Here is a 14,835-nt window from a genome sequence, read left to right as displayed (position 1 = left end):
GTGTAGCTGCTGTGAGGGAAAACCGCGTCAGATCAACTCGCGCGACGCTCGATTGGCTCCATCAGGCCATACTGTTTTTTCATAACCGACTGCCAAAAAGGAATCGTCCGCTGAATCATCGGCCCCGTCAAAACGGCAATGAGCACCGTTCCGATCGACACCGGGCCACCCAGCGCCGCCCCGGCAATCAACACTGTTACTTCGATAATCAGCCGAACCTTTTGAATGCTCCAGCCCAACCGCTCGTTCATGGCAAGCATGAAGCTGTCGCGCGGTCCTGCCCCCAGGCGCGGAGACAAGTACATGCCGATGCCGATGGTCATGACGACTACGCCGAGCAAAAACACCAGCAAGCGCAGCCAGAATGACTCGAACTCCGGCACGATGTTGAGCCATAAAATCAAGTCCAGGAAGCTTCCGAAGCAGATCATGTTCAGAAACATGCCAAAGGTCGGCTTGATTTTGGCTACCAGATAGGACGACAAAATGACCACTACGCCGACGATCTGCGACCAGATGCCAATGGTTAAACCAAATGTTTTTTGCAAGCCGATGTGAAACGTATCCCAGGGCGCCACCCCGAGATTCGCCTTGATCGCGAGCACGCAGCCGAATGCCCCGATGAACAATCCGAGCACAAACATGGCGTAGCGCACGGCAATCGACTTGCTGACCCGTGTACCGGACACCGTCGTTCACCTTTCCTCTCCCGTTGCCATTTTTCTCTCACTGAATGGTGAAGTCTCACATCCATGCGTTCATAATTTATTCATTATAACAAGGAAGATCGGTTTCTCCCACCGTTTTTCGCACTCGCTTCACTTCGACGCTGCCCAAGTCTTCGGCGAGCGTCGTCATGGGAAAGATCGCCTGCGCCTCTTTTAACAGATCATCCATGGAGAAGTCGCCGTCCTCATCCTCGTAGCGCGGACTGAAATGGGTCAGGCAAAGCGCTTTTACACCTGCACGCTTCGCCAGCTCAGCCGCTTCTTTCGCCGTGGAGTGTCCGCTGCGCACCGCCAGCTCCTTGTCGTGATCGGCATACGTGGCTTCGTGCACGAGCAAATCGGCATTCGCCGCAAGCTCCTCGACGCTTTGGCACGGCTCCGTGTCGCCGCTGAAGACGATTTTGCGGCCTTGCTGCGGCGCTCCGACAAAATCTTTGCCATCCAGCACGCGACCGTCGGCAAGCGTCACCTGCTCGCCGCGCTTCAAGGCTCCGAAGAGCGGCCCGGACGGAACTCCCGCCTCTTTCGCTCGCTCGACGAGAAAAGCTCCCGGTTTGTCTTTTTCCAGGACGCTGTAGGCAAAAGACGTCACCCGATGCTTCGCTTTCCGGCACGAAACGACGACTTCCTCATCCTCGTAAATGACCCCTTCGCTGACCACTTTCAGCTCCAGCGGATATTGCAAATGCACCGGACTTACATCCATGATCGCCCGAAAATAGCGGTCAATCCCCGGCGGTCCGTAAAGCGTGAGCGGCGATGCTTCGCCATTGCGCAGCGAGCGGGAAGCGAGCAACCCGATCAAGCCGTACAAGTGGTCGCCATGCAAATGCGTGATGAAAATTTTGTCCAGCTGACTGATTTTCATGGGAGAGCGCAAAAGCTGATGCTGCGTGCCTTCCCCACAGTCAAACAGCCACCATTTTCCTGCCTGCAAAAAGCGAAGCCCGATTCCGCTCACGTTGCGGCGCGTGGTGGGCGCTCCTGATCCCGTACCTAAAAATGTCACAATCACAATGATTGCCCCTCTCTTTGTGCAGAGCTTCCCGCAAGCGTGCCTGTCACCAGCTGTAGGCATTCACCCTTTTTTGTCTGGGCGCATACCTTACAGCAAACAACAGCCTAGCAAGGAGGTACTCCTGATAATGAAACGATTTTTCGCGCTGGGGCTGGCTGCCTGTCTGGCTCTGATCGCCGTTTTGGCCGGCTGCTCCAGCACTCCTGAAAAAGTAAGAATTGGCGAAGTAACCCGCTCGCTTTTTTACGCCCCCCAATACGTCGCGCTGGAAAAAGGCTTTTTCAAGGAAGAGGGGCTCGATGTGGAGCTTTCCACTATTCCCGGCGGCGACAAGGTCATGTCGGCGCTCTTGTCTGGCGGGATCGACGTAGCGCTCGTCGGCTCGGAGACGAGTATTTACGTCTCCCAGCAAGGAGCAGCAGACGTCGTCGTCAACTTCGCCCAGTTGACCCAGACGGACGGCACCTTCCTCGTCGCCCGCAACAAAACCGACCAGTTTTCGTTTGACCAACTGAAAGGCAGCGTCTTCCTCGGTCAGCGCAAAGGAGGAATGCCGCAAATGGTCGGAGAGTATGTCCTGAAAAAACATCAAATCAATCCGCAGTCCGACCTGGAGCTGATCCAGAATATCGAATTTAAAAATATCGCTTCTTCTTTCGCTTCAGGCACAGGCGAGTACGTTCAACTGTTCGAACCGGAAGCGTCGCGGTTTGAGCAGGAAGGGATCGGGCATGTCGTCGCCTCCTTCGGCAAGGAAAGCGGCACCGTTCCCTACACCGTCTACATGACGAAGCAAAGCAATATCGACAGCAATGCGGCAACTATCCAAAAGTTTACCAATGCGATCTACAAAGGGCAACAGTGGGTTGCAAGCCACAGCGCCAAGGAGACGGCTGCGGTCATCGGCAAATATTTTGAACAGATCGATCCGACCATCCTGGAAAAAGCCGTGCAACGCTATCTGGAGCAAGGCTCTTACGCCACCGATCCGATCCTGGACGAAGCGGAATGGAATCAGCTGCAAGACATCATGGATGCCGCTGGCGAACTGAAACAACGGGCCGATTACAGCAAGCTGGTCAACACCACCTTCGCCAAACAATCCAAGGAAGGGAATTAATCCGTCATGAACCAGACTCCTTCTGCGCCAGCCAAGATTGAACTTTCCCACGTGACCCACCTCTATTTATCCACAACCAGGGCGTTCATGGCGGTCCAGGACATCAACCTGCGCGTGGAGGAAGGCGAGTTCATCTGTATGGTTGGCCCTAGTGGTTGTGGCAAGACGACATTGCTCTCGCTCATGGCGGGACTGGAATTGCCGACTGCGGGAAAAGTGTCCATTGATGGGACACCCGTTCGCGGAACTTCCCGCCAGGTCGGCTACATGCTTCAGCAAGATTACTTGTTCAACTGGCGCTCGATCGAAGACAACGTCTTTCTCGGCCTGGACATCCAGGGAATCCGCTCCAGGGAGACAGAGCAATACGCCTTGCATCTGCTCGATGAAATGGAGCTGTCTGACGTGCGCAAAGCTTCGCCCATGCAGCTGTCCGGCGGCATGAGGCAGCGTGTCGCGCTCGTTCGCACCCTGGCTTGCCAGCCTGACGTGCTGCTTTTAGACGAACCTTTTTCCGCACTGGACTACCAGACGAAGCTGAAACTGGAAGACTTGATCTTCTCGACGCTGCGCAGACACAAAAAAACCGCCATCCTGGTCACGCACGATTTGTCGGAGTCGATCGCCATGGGAGACCGCATCTACATCTTTTCGCGCAACCCTGGCCGCGTCAGCAGCGAAATCGCAATCCCGCCCGCCATCCGCGACTCCCTGCCCTTCGACGCCAGAAATCAGGATGGCTTCCAGGACCTGTTCCATCGCGTCTGGAAGGAGATGGAGGTAGTATCTGATGCAGCAAAAGGAAATTGAAAGCATCCATCGCCACTATTTGAAGCAGGAAGCAAAAAACCGCTACTGGGTGTTTTTCACCCAATGCATGCTGTTTCTGCTGTTTCTCGCCCTGTGGGAAGTGCTTGCGCGCACCAACACGATCAATGCGCTTATTTTCAGCTACCCGTCGAAAATTTGGGCGCAATTCTGGTCGCAGCTGCTCGACGGAAGCCTGCTGCCGCACGTCGGCATGACCGTCTGGGAGACGATTATCGGCTTTTTGCTCGGAACGTTGCTCGGGGCTGTGATCGCAACGCTCATCTGGTGGTCGCCCTTTCTCTCCCGCGTCCTCGATCCGTACCTGGTCATCGCCAACAGCATGCCAAAAGTCGCGCTCGGCCCTGTTTTCATCGTCGGCTTCGGCCCCGGACTCATGTCCGTCATCGCCATGGGCTGCGCGATCTCCATCATCATTACCACGATCAACGTCTACTCCGGCTTTCGCGAAGTCAACCAAAACTACGTCAAAGTCGTGCAGACGCTCGGCGGCAACAAACGGCACATTTTCCGCCTGGTCATCCTCCCCGCCACCTTCCCGACCTTGCTCGCCACGCTGAAAGTAAACGTCGGCCTCTCCTGGGTCGGAGTCATCGTCGGGGAGTTTCTCGTTTCCCAACAAGGCTTGGGCTATCTGATCATCTATGGATTCCAAGTGTTCAATTTTACCCTGGTCATGATGAGTCTCGCCATCATCGCGGTCGTCGCCACCTTGATGTACCAAGGCGTGGCGTTTTTGGAACGGCGGCTCACCAGCCAGTTTAAATAGATGCCTTTTCGCAACACAGCGCGACCATCGTCCGGGGATGGTCGCGCTGTGTTTTGACTGACAGACGTTTTGCGGTGCAAAAGCTGTGCTATACTTATGGTCAAAAAAGTCCAGAAAGCAGGAAAATCATTTATGGGTACATCAGATGTACAAGCTCCCGCTCTTACTTATCAGTTGATGACTATGTGCATGATCCGCGACGGCGACAGGGTACTTTTGCTCAATCGCCCCAGTTCCAAAGGCTTCCCCGGCTACATCGCCCCCGGGGGCAAGGTGGATTTTCCCGAGAGCCTGACGGAAGCGGCCATTCGCGAAGTGTATGAAGAAACAGGGCTTCGCGTCACAGACCTTGCCTTCAAGGGCGTGGATGAGTATGTCGTTCCGGCGACAGGCTTTCGCTACATCGTTTTCAACTATTTGGCAACCCGCTTTGAAGGCGAGCTGTTGACACATCCTCCCGAGGGAGAGCTGCATTGGATTTCGCTCGACGAGATTGACCAGGTGCCGATGCAACCGTGGTTTCGCCGTCGTTTCCCGCTCTTTTTCGAGCCGGGAACATTTGAAATCTCCATCGTCTGGGATGAAGAAAAACAAGAACCGATTGCCGAGAAAATCAAGCAGCTCGGGTAAACCGTCCGGGACGTGCCGCCTGTTTACTTACTCCGGCGCTACGATCTCCACCTTGATCCGATCCGGGTCTTCGCAAAACAGCGCGTAATGTTCCGGGCCGCCCGCATGTGGATGGCGATCCTCGTAGAGCAGCGGCACGCCTCGCCGCCGCAGTTCCTCGCGAATCGACTCCACCTGCTCCCGGCTGCGCGCGTGAAAAGCGAGATGATTCAATCCGACGCGACAGCGGTGATACGGTACATCGCGAAACCGCTCTTCCGCCTGCACGAACACCAGATACGTGTTGCCATGCTTCCAACTGACCCCGCTCGCCCATTGCTGGTAGCGTTCATAGCCTAGCTGCTGCTCCAACAGCCAGCCCCAAAATTCCGCGGACCGCTTCAAATCTGTGACGTACAACTCGACATGATGCAGCATCGCCCAGCCTCCTTTGCCCCAGCTACCTGTCTTTTATCGTGAAAACACGTGAAAGCCTCTTCCTTGCTTCAAGCCTAAGCACAATTCTAATCGCCTTCCGGTCCGGCATAGCCTTTTTATCCGCATACGCATAGAAAAAACGCCCGACCAATCGCATGCCGGGCGTTATGTACGCGTCTCATCTTACTTCCAGAACTTCCACCAGCTCTTTTTCTCCGTCTGATCGCCAGCGTGGTTGCCTGCTTCCACTTTTTGCTTCGCTGCTTCTTCTGCTTCCAACGCGCCAGGCACCCGTGCGAGGAAATGATCGACCATCGGCTTGTAGTTGTCCGGCAAATGATCCTGCATGTTGCGCAGCATCGCAATCGCCCGCTCCTTTTGGTCGGTAGCCAGCAAAGCGTTGGCGTAGTTGAAGCCCGCATACGGATACGGGAACTGCGGCGTCCAAAACTTTTCGCAAATCTGGATCAGCTGATAGACATAGCCTGCCTGGCCCAGCTCGCCCGTTACCGTCATGACCACTTCAAAGCGGTCTTTCGCCCCCTCGATGGCAATCGTGTACCACTTCATCGCGTTCAGGAGGTCGGTCTCGGTCAGAGCAAGACGCGCCAAGTGCAGCTGCGGTCTCCACGCTCCCTCCTTGACGGAGAGCGCTTCCAATCGGGTTCTCAGCTCCTCGCGCTTGCCATTTTGCAAAAAGCTTTCCACGTACATGTTCAATCCGTTTTCCTGGTTCGGATCTTTGTGCAGTCCGGTATTCAGGATTTCGAACGCTTTGTCCTCTTCCCCTTCATACGCGTAAATTTTCGCCAGGTTGGTACAAGCCGTTCCCGACGCCGGGAATCGTTCCAGGCAATCGTTCAAAATCGTTTTCGCTCTCTCAAATTCTCTCGCCTGCATGTGAACGACTGCACGGAAAATGAGCGCGGACTCGATCGGCCCGTACAATTCGAGCAGCCTGTCCGCCGCAATCGCCGCTTGCTCGTGAAATTGCTCCTTCACCAACTCCATCGCGAAGTCACGAAGCTTTTCCTTTTGGTCCCAATACATATCCAGATTGTGCGGAATCACTTTTTTCTGATAGTCCTCTCTGGACATCTCGATCGTATGGCCAAATTCATTGGTAAACGTCACAAATTCAGACATGAAACAGCCTCGCTTTCATTTCCTTCACAATAGTATCAAGGGACAAGCCCTGTCTTGCAAAGAAGAACGATTTTCCCCAAAAGGAAAACCGCGATTGGTTATATCCAGGCTTTCAGGTTTACTTTACGGATAAAATCCTCCATTGATTCCTTCGCTGGTTCGTCATTTGCCTCATCTGCATCCGACATGCCCATCAGTTGCCTGAAGAGAGCCTCGTTGCGGGTAGCCAAAGCGTAATCAAGCAAGGCTTCCTGCGAGACGCGCTGCGCTTCCTCCTCCAGCAATTGTTCTTCCAGGGCGATGTCCTCTTCCACCACAGGAATGTGCTTATCTATTTTGGGTATGCGAATGACCCATGCAAACGCACTGTCCGGGTTGCGGTCGCGCGCGATCAAATACCCGTATTCGCCAATCGGCAAACCTTGCTCGAAGGAGTCGGCAACAATGACGACGCGTTGTCCAAGCTTGAACATGAGCGTCCACTCCCAATAAAGATTAATTCTAATCATACTAAATTGTATGTGTACTTGGGAAGAGAAAACCCTCGCGATGGGCAAAAGCACAAAAAGTTTGTTGCGTACACGAAAATAAGGTACACTTTACCTATACAGGCTTTTTTATGGATTACGGTTACGAGGTGTTCGCAAATGAATGAAATGTCTACAGGGTTTTCCCTGTTCATTGTTGGCTGGACGATTGTGCTTGTAGGACTGATGGGGATTGGCGGCTACTTCATGTTTCGCAAGTTCCTCAAGTCCATGCCCAAAAAGGACGGCAAGTCCGATCTCGACTGGCAGGACTATTACATCGACAAAACGCGCGCAATGTGGACGGAAGACGGCCTGGTGCTTCTCAACGAACTGGTCGACCCGGTTCCGCAGTTGTTCCGTGATGTAGCCAGACGTTCGATCGCAGCCAAAATCGGGCAGATCGCCCTTGAAGAGAAGGCGACTGTAATCACCACCGACCTGATCGTCAAAGGCTATATCGTGGCTACCCCCAAACGCGACCACAAATGGCTCATCGCCCATTTGCAATCCAAGCAGATTGACTACACGCCGTACGAAAAATATTTGAACGCGGAGGGCTAAACAGCTTGCACGCTCATGCCCGAAGGCTCGTTCTCTTCGCTTGAAACTTCTTGTCTTCCCGTCCGTAACATAACTTATACGGATAACCGGCCCGCGAAAACGCGTGAAGCTTGCACCACACCCTTTTTCGCGAAAACCAGGTTGGACAAAAGGAGACGATGTTGATGTCAGTCATACTTACCATTTTGGCGATCGGTTTCGTGCTGTTCCTCGCCGCGATCATTATTGTGATCGTCCTGCTGAAAAAAGGAGCCAAATTCATCTGGAAAATGGGCGGACACGGCTATCGCAAGTACAGCAGCAGCGATTACCGACATCGCGGGCCGTTGTGGAAGTTCGGTCACAAGTCGTACGGACATCACTACTATCGTCGTCGCAAACACTCCAGCCACAGCGGTTTTTTCAGCAGTTGATCCTCTCGCCAAAAATCAGGGCAGCCCGACTTGTCTAAAGTCTGGCTGCCCTTTGTACGTTCTGCATAGCGTCTGCGGATGTTTGTTTGGATAGAGGCGGCGCATGCTTGGCTGAAAAACTGCCTTATCCCTGCCCGGCTGCTTCGTTTTCCGCCTTGGCAGCCGTCTTCTTTCCCGATACTCCACCGGACACGAGAAAAGCCATGACGTCCGCGCTGTCCATGTCCAGCGGTTGTACTTGCTCGCTTGGAAAAAGCAGCAGATTGCCAGCAAAGTTGTACGACTGCGGAAGGTAGACGGCGACGTGATCGGCAAGCCCGTATGTATCCATGCTTTCTTTGGTGATGAAGCCGATGACTTTCGCCCCAGTGTCTTTGGACAATGTGACCAAGACAGGTTTGTCGAAGCTTTTTTTATCCCCGACAAAGGCGCCGATCAAATCTTTGATCGAGGTGTAGATCAGCTTGATGAATGGCACTTTTTCAAACAGTCTGTCCACGATGGACAGCACCCCGCGAGTCAGCACATTCGACGCGAGAAATCCGACAACCGTAATCCCCACAATCGTGATCAGCACGCCTATGCCCGGGAAGTGCAGAGGGAAATTGTTGCGGGCCAGGTTGTAAAACCAGCTGTCGACCGTCGCAAAAATGTAGTACAAAATATAGATCGTCACAGCCAGTGGGATGACGTACAGCAATCCTTCCAAAAAGTAGCGGATAACACGCTTCATTCCGTTGCCCCTCTCTGCCAACACTTTTTAGAAATATTGTACCCCATCGGATAGCCATCTGCTATGATGAAGAAAAATCAGAAAGCAGGGTGAACGATGCAAGCACTTGTCACGCCACAATGGCTCCGCGATCATAGGAACGACGAACGAATTGTTATCGCCGATTGCCGCTTTGCCCTTTCCGCTTCCGAACAAGGAGCCGAAGAGTACGCAACAGACCACATCCCGGGAGCGCTCTATTTTCATCTGAATCGCGACTTGTCCGGCCCGAAACAGGAACACGGCGGACGTCATCCTCTTCCTGATCCGGCTGCCCTCGCCGCGCTCTTTTCCCAGGCTGGAATCGATGAGCACACAACCGTCATTGCTTACGACGACCAAGAAATGGCGATGGCGGGACGCCTTTGGTGGCTATTGCGCTACCTCGGTCACGATCGTGTCGCTGTGCTCGATGGCGGATACGCAGCCTGGAAAAAGGCTGGCTACGAAGTGACAGCGGAAGTGCCGACGCCGCAAGCACGTACTTTCGTCCCGCAACTGCGCCCGGACATGCTGGTCAGCGTCGAAGGCGTAAAAAATCGCGAGCCGGAAGCGGTGCTGCTCGACTCCCGCGCAGGCGAACGCTATCGCGGGGAGCAAGAGCCGCTCGATCCGAAAGCAGGACATATCCCTGGCGCCCGCCACTTCTTTTACAAGGACAACCTCCAAGCAGACATGACCATGCTGCCAGCCGAGCAGCTTCGCAACCGCATCGCCGGCTTCGCCGAACAAGAAATCATCGTCTACTGCGGCTCAGGCGTGACCGCTTGCTCCAACCTGCTCGCCCTGCACCAGGCTGGCCGCACAGATGCCAAGCTGTACGCAGGAAGCTGGAGCGACTGGGTTTCGTACAGCGAGAATCCGGTTGCTACGGGGGAAGAGTAAGAGTTTTAATAGGAAGACTGTTTGACGCGATAGTAGGGCTGTAACAGGTTAGCGGTATGCGGCCTGTTACAGCTTTTTTGGCGTTTCGGAGGCAGATGCTAAAACAGGAGATTCAGCAAAAATTAAAGGTGTAAGGGTGAAATTATGGAGACAAATTCTAAACTGCCCCAAACAAAATGGTATGCAGTCAAAGTCTTATTTGAATCGGTTCACTCTGGAGGTTCCGATCAGCAAAAAAATGAAGACAATGCTGAGAACAACATGAAACTTTTTGAAGAAAGTATTATTCTCGTAAAAGATACGAATATGGAAAAGGCCATTGAAATTGCGGAAAAGTTTGCCAAAAAGGCTGAACATGAGTCTTTGAATAGCTTTGGTGAAACAGTTAAGCATCAGTTTGTAAGACATCTGCATGCATTTGAGCTAAATGATGATAAAATCACGATTGGAACTGAAATTTATTCAAGATTTATCCATGTTGGTCAAGAGATTTCAGCTAGTGATGTCATCAAGCGCTATTACCCAGAAGTTTTAGATGAAGACGGCGATTCTGAGTAGAAAATGCAAAGCAGTAACCGTAACTCCTGTTAATATGGATTGCCTGAGCAACCAGCGTGAGACGGTGTTCGACCGTAGCACGCTGGTTTTTTCTCTGGAAAATGAAGTCCGCGGGAGCTACAATTGCACTGGTCCTATCCCCGTCAAGAATGACCGTGCCCGAAAGCCCCTTTCAGTTCAAGCAACCTTTTTGTTGCCTCCACCACCTCTTCCCGCTCTTGGCCAGACAGCGATAATTGCTCTGCCTCCTGCATCAAAACCAGCGCGTGATTTATCTCGTCCATTGAGGCCGCGATATCGGCTCGCAGCACATAAGCTTTGTAGCGCAGGCTTGCCGAAGCTTCTTCTGCTTTTGAAAATACAAGATCCAGTACCTTGGCCGCCTCTGCGGGTTCGTCTTTGGCATACGCCAATCGATATGCCGTTTCGAACGCATTGGCAAACCTGGACGGCTGCGCCATCACGGTTTGCTCAGTTTGGACTGGCGCGGCAGATGCATGCTTCTGACCGATTAACAAGCGGTTTCCGGCAGGGTCGATGAGGTTAAATCGGCGGTCTTCCACGAGATTATTCGGTTTGGTAATTCTCGGAAAACCTCTGGAAGGAACCTTGCCATACGCATTTTTCAAGTTTTCACAAAACTCTTTGTGCACGGCATCCACATCGCGGACGTGTACATAGCACATGCTGTACGAGTTGGATGGGTCCAATTGCTTCCAGACAAAAAAATGCAATTCCACAATTCGGTGACGGACGCAAGCGTATAAGTTTGGCTTGGCTTGCCTGTAAGTCAGTTCAAAACCTAGCGCCTGATAAAACTCCAACTGTTCGTCTATCGATCTGCAAGGGAAAATAGGAATTGTTACGCTCTCCCGATTGGCTGACACGCTACCACCCTCCACGCCCAAAGAAATACTGTGCTAAGTGAAATCAATCGACCTCCTTAATCGTACTATATTTATGCAAATGGTAAGGTTTTGCGGAAATCAGCCTTGTGCTGCAAGCAACATCCGTCGCGAAGTTTAAACATTGATTGAAGGTTTAAAGGAGGTGGGCTATACGCGTGCTGATTCCCGGGTTAGGGATCGCATTTTGTTCGCGAAGGGATGCCGCGCATCATACAAGGGGATAAGCTTGAGGTTCTGTGATTAATCAACAAAGCGCACATTGGCCTCCAGCCCGCGCGTCAAAAAGAGTGTGGGGTTCGCTTCTATCGTTCCTCTGACATTCGCAATTCGCATTGCGCCCGCACGATCATCCCCGCATGTTTGTTTAGGTACTATTCAAGCATTTGGTTTCATGGGAGAATAAGAAGCTGGAGCGACGGGCGTTCCAACGATCTGCCTGTCGCCAAAGACGCTACAACTGCCGAAGGAGTCACATCATGATCCGATTTATCCGCCTCCTGCTCCACTTCGGATACCAGGAGGCCATGTCTTGTCTGTTTCCCGTGTTCATCTTCGCCTCGCTCGCGATCTCCAAGTTCGTCGCCATCCCTGGCCTGCCCAGATACGACCTGCTTTTGCTGCTCTGTCTGGCCTTCCAGGTGTTCATGGTCAAAAGCAGACTGGAGTCGCGGGACGAGTTGAAAGTCATCACGGTTTTTCACCTGATCGGACTGTGCCTGGAAATTTACAAAGTGCACATGGGCTCGTGGAGCTATCCGGAAGAAGGGTACAGCAAAGTGTTTGGCGTCCCGCTCTACAGCGGATTCATGTACGCGAGCGTGGCGAGCTATTTGTGCCAGGCGTGGCGACGGCTGGACGTCAGTCTGACAAACTGGCCGCGGCCGTTTTTGGTCACTTCGCTCGGTGCGGCGATCTACTTGAATTTTTTCACCCATCATTACATCTGGGATCTTCGCTGGGTGCTGATGGTGCTCATGTTCGTCGTGTTCTGGCGCTCGAAGGTCTACTTCCGCGTCACCCATGAGCGTTTTTCCATGCCCGTCCCGCTCGGCTACTTTCTGATCGGCTTTTTCATCTGGATCGCAGAAAACATCGCCACGTTTTTCGGCGCCTGGGCGTACCCGAACCAGCGCTCCGGCTGGGAGCTGGTCCATCTGAGCAAAATCAGCTCGTGGTTTTTGCTCGTGATCGTCAGCTTCATCATTGTGGCGGAGTTGAAGCATGTGAAGGCTAGGCTGGGTGGCGGGAAGCCCGATCGCTAAAACGAAAAGCTCATAAGCGTAAATGGCAGTAACAAGCCCATGTTCATTTGGGCGACCGCAACTGCTCACCTGTTCTTTTATGAAAATGGCGAAATGTATGCTCAGAAAAAGACAACGACAACCTCGTTGTCTTTTGTCATGAAAGGCATGAAACTTTTCCTGCTGCTTTGTCTGTTCGGCGGTCCATCCGTCAAAAAGCTCCGCTTGCGGCAAAACGTCGATCAGGTTCCAAGCCATGAGCGTTCCCCGCCCCAGTTGACAGTTGATGAAGCCTCGTCCATTTTTGACCTGCGTCCACCTTACAACAAAAAAACCCAAACCCCCGCTCGCCTGCCGCGTGCACAAGGTTTGGGTTTTGAACTGGCTTACTTCACCACATTTTCCAGCACGTTCTCGATCATTTGCCGATTGGCGATAACTCCCGTGTACAGCCAGCTGGACTCTGTGGAGAAATCGTAGACCTGCCCTTTTTGAACGGCAGGGATGTTCGCCCAAACCGGCTCCTTCAAAAATTCATCCTTGGAAGCGCCTTTGCTGTTCACGATGAACAAGTAGTCCGCATCCATCTGAGCCAGCTTCTCTTGAGACAGAGCGTTCCAGTTCGCGTCGCCGGATTTGGAAATCTCCTGGACGACGGCTGGCACCGTAAACCCGAGGTCTTTATACAGCACATCGCCACTGGACAAATCTTGGCGCGCTACATAAATGTTTTTGGCTGTCACCCACAGGGCCGCAGCCGTTTTGTCGCCGATCGCCTGCTTGAGCTTTTGTTTCGATTCCGCAACGTAGGCATCGTAGTCCGCGAGCACTTTTTTCGCCTCTTCGCTCTTGTTCAGGACTTCCCCCACAACCAGCAGCTCTTTGCGCCAATCGCTGTTTTTCTCTTTTCCGATCGTATATGTCGGCGATATTTTGGCGTACTGGCTGTACTTGTCTCCCGCTACGAGGTCTTCATTGTCCATGATGATCAGATCCGGGTTGTAGCTCATGACCACTTCTGGCGGCAAATCATGCGGGATTGCCGGAATACCAGCCAAGTCTTTTTGCAAATATCCTTGAACATCGCCCTTCCCTACCGACCATTGGGCAACCGGCTTGACTCCGAGTGCCACCAGATGATCTTCCAGGTAGGTCGCAATAATGCGCTGCGGATGTGACGGCACCGTAACCTTGTTGCCCATGCCATCGGTCAACTCGCGCTGTGTCGCGCCAGTTTGCTCCTGCACGCTCCCTTTCTGTGGTGTCGGGCTGGCTGTACCGGAGCACGCGCTCACGAACAGTGCTAGACTGACCATGAAAAGAGTTGCCATGTGGCGCGTCGATTTTTTGTTCATGTGGATGATCCCCCCAAAGCTTCGCTGATAACGATTATCGTTAACACTATAGCTTTCCCTATGCGCGTCCACAATACACAATCCGGGCTTTCCATATAGACGATCTGGACCTGGGGCATGTCCGGAAAAGCTGGTAGGTGTCATGCCCGTATGTTTTTTGAACAGCCGACTGAAATAGAGCACGTCGTGGTACCCGACAGAAGCCGCCACCTCTTGCATCGTCGCATCTGTCTGGGAAAGCAGCTCCTTCGCCTTTTCCATCCGTAGCGAGATCACATAGTCGATCGGGCTGTGGCCCGTCTCTTCCTTGACCAGTCGAGTCAAATATCTGGCACTGTAACAAAAATGCTCCGCGAGGCTCTCCAGCGAAATTCTCTCGGTATAATGCTCCTCCAAATAGCGAACGACCTGTTTGGCGAGCGGCTCTTGTTCTTGTTGAAACCCGTGCTGCAGAAGCTGCTGCATGACCTCATGGACGAATTGCAAAAACGTGCCTTTTGCCCGAAGCCGCTCCTGTGCTGCCCATTCGCGGGCCATCGTCGCGACGAGATGATACAGTTTGGTCGGCTCATGCGGCACGAGCGCATACGGCAGATGAAACGGCTCGCCACCCCCATCGCTCAACAGAGCATGGTTGGCGGAGCGCGGCAGCATCATTTTGGCTTTGTACAAGATCAAATAAAAGGCGAACAGCTCATCCGTCAGCTTCACGTCGAGCACCATTCCTTTGCCGCCGTGAAGCAACAAAAAGCGATCCGCCGCATATTCGCGTCCATCCAGCCGCACCGTGGCCTGTCCTTTGCAAGCGTATAAATAACTGGAGGCCGGAAGCCGGTAGCTGTTCCACGACTCTTGCGCCTGCAACACAAAATGCCGAACGTCGATCACCTGAACAGCCGCATGCGTCCAATGCGCGAACCAATCATGGATTTTCTTCTTTTCCTCTTCCTTCATCC

The 14,835-nt window shown here is 53.0% G+C and carries 17 protein-coding genes; 9 read left to right on the top strand and 8 right to left on the bottom strand.

Annotated elements, in window-relative coordinates:
• Positions 1-32: 32 nt before the first annotated feature.
• Positions 33-644, bottom strand: coding sequence for a YczE/YyaS/YitT family protein (locus tag EDM60_RS21270; RefSeq protein ID WP_217364905.1), 612 nt, complete (start codon positions 642-644; stop codon positions 33-35).
• Between the two features lie 121 nt (positions 645-765).
• A complete protein-coding gene (gene rnz, locus EDM60_RS21265; protein WP_122965764.1) occupies positions 766-1,743 on the bottom strand; it encodes a ribonuclease Z in 978 nt (325 codons plus the stop codon).
• A gap of 130 nt (positions 1,744-1,873) precedes the next feature.
• Between rnz and EDM60_RS21260 the strand changes: the two genes are divergently transcribed.
• The 4 genes from EDM60_RS21260 (at position 1,874) to EDM60_RS21245 (ending at position 5,093) form a co-directional block, all read left to right on the top strand.
• Entirely contained in the window at positions 1,874-2,866 is a 993-nt protein-coding gene (locus EDM60_RS21260) for an ABC transporter substrate-binding protein (protein ID WP_122965763.1), read from the top strand.
• Between the two features lie 6 nt (positions 2,867-2,872).
• On the top strand, positions 2,873-3,676 hold the full coding sequence (locus tag EDM60_RS21255; RefSeq protein WP_122965762.1) for an ABC transporter ATP-binding protein: 804 nt from the start codon (positions 2,873-2,875) through the stop codon (positions 3,674-3,676).
• A complete protein-coding gene (locus EDM60_RS21250) occupies positions 3,657-4,463 on the top strand; it encodes an ABC transporter permease (RefSeq protein WP_122965761.1) in 807 nt (268 codons plus the stop codon). Before EDM60_RS21255 ends, EDM60_RS21250 begins: the two co-directional genes overlap by 20 nt.
• Positions 4,464-4,595: 132 nt before the next feature.
• Positions 4,596-5,093: an 8-oxo-dGTP diphosphatase gene (locus EDM60_RS21245; RefSeq protein WP_122965760.1), complete on the top strand. Its 498-nt coding sequence runs from the start codon at positions 4,596-4,598 to the stop codon at positions 5,091-5,093.
• 27 nt (positions 5,094-5,120) lie between these two features.
• Here EDM60_RS21245 and EDM60_RS21240 read toward each other — a convergent pair whose 3' ends face one another.
• From EDM60_RS21240 to EDM60_RS21230, 3 genes are all read right to left on the bottom strand, one after another.
• Positions 5,121-5,510, bottom strand: a complete 390-nt coding sequence (locus EDM60_RS21240) for a VOC family protein (protein WP_122965759.1) — start codon at positions 5,508-5,510, stop codon at positions 5,121-5,123.
• Between the two features lie 183 nt (positions 5,511-5,693).
• Positions 5,694-6,656: a tetratricopeptide repeat protein gene (locus EDM60_RS21235; protein WP_122965758.1), complete on the bottom strand. Its 963-nt coding sequence runs from the start codon at positions 6,654-6,656 to the stop codon at positions 5,694-5,696.
• Between the two features lie 98 nt (positions 6,657-6,754).
• Positions 6,755-7,129 carry an ATPase gene (locus tag EDM60_RS21230; RefSeq protein ID WP_122965757.1) on the bottom strand — a complete coding sequence of 125 codons (375 nt, stop codon included), beginning with the start codon at positions 7,127-7,129 and terminating at the stop codon, positions 6,755-6,757.
• Positions 7,130-7,303: 174 nt separating this feature from the next.
• Here EDM60_RS21230 and EDM60_RS21225 point away from each other — a divergent pair, with 174 nt between their 5' ends.
• Together EDM60_RS21225 and EDM60_RS21220 are read left to right on the top strand one after the other, a co-directional pair.
• Complete coding sequence (locus tag EDM60_RS21225) at positions 7,304-7,747, top strand: DUF2621 domain-containing protein (protein WP_122965756.1); 444 nt, start codon at positions 7,304-7,306, stop codon at positions 7,745-7,747.
• Positions 7,748-7,911: 164 nt separating this feature from the next.
• Entirely contained in the window at positions 7,912-8,160 is a 249-nt protein-coding gene (locus EDM60_RS21220; protein WP_122965755.1) for an OadG family protein, read from the top strand.
• A 124-nt stretch (positions 8,161-8,284) separates the two neighbouring features.
• On the opposite strand, the gene EDM60_RS21215 is transcribed toward EDM60_RS21220, so the two are convergent.
• On the bottom strand, positions 8,285-8,893 hold the full coding sequence (locus EDM60_RS21215) for a DUF502 domain-containing protein (RefSeq protein WP_122965754.1): 609 nt from the start codon (positions 8,891-8,893) through the stop codon (positions 8,285-8,287).
• Between the two features lie 96 nt (positions 8,894-8,989).
• On the opposite strand from EDM60_RS21215, the gene EDM60_RS21210 reads away from it, so the two are divergent.
• Entirely contained in the window at positions 8,990-9,817 is an 828-nt protein-coding gene (locus EDM60_RS21210) for a sulfurtransferase (RefSeq protein WP_122965753.1), read from the top strand.
• 144 nt (positions 9,818-9,961) lie between these two features.
• Positions 9,962-10,375 (top strand): DUF4288 domain-containing protein, encoded by a 414-nt coding sequence (locus EDM60_RS21205; RefSeq protein WP_122965752.1) that lies wholly within the window; start codon positions 9,962-9,964, stop codon positions 10,373-10,375.
• A gap of 143 nt (positions 10,376-10,518) precedes the next feature.
• On the opposite strand, the gene EDM60_RS21200 is transcribed toward EDM60_RS21205, so the two are convergent.
• Positions 10,519-11,262, bottom strand: coding sequence for a bleomycin resistance protein (locus tag EDM60_RS21200; protein ID WP_122965751.1), 744 nt, complete (start codon positions 11,260-11,262; stop codon positions 10,519-10,521).
• 497 nt (positions 11,263-11,759) lie between these two features.
• Here EDM60_RS21200 and EDM60_RS21195 point away from each other — a divergent pair, with 497 nt between their 5' ends.
• Positions 11,760-12,545 carry a DUF817 domain-containing protein gene (locus EDM60_RS21195; protein WP_122965750.1) on the top strand — a complete coding sequence of 262 codons (786 nt, stop codon included), beginning with the start codon at positions 11,760-11,762 and terminating at the stop codon, positions 12,543-12,545.
• Positions 12,546-12,910: 365 nt separating this feature from the next.
• Here the strand turns inward: EDM60_RS21195 and EDM60_RS21190 are convergent, their stop codons facing one another.
• A complete protein-coding gene (locus EDM60_RS21190; protein ID WP_122965749.1) occupies positions 12,911-14,833 on the bottom strand; it encodes an AraC family transcriptional regulator in 1,923 nt (640 codons plus the stop codon).
• Between the last annotated feature and the right edge of the window lie 2 nt (positions 14,834-14,835).

The organism is Brevibacillus parabrevis, assembly GCF_003710905.1.
GTDB classification, from domain to species: Bacteria; Bacillota; Bacilli; order Brevibacillales; family Brevibacillaceae; genus Brevibacillus; species Brevibacillus parabrevis.
The sequence above is the reverse complement of the archived record's forward strand: the minus strand, read 5'-3'. Positions and strand labels throughout refer to the sequence as shown.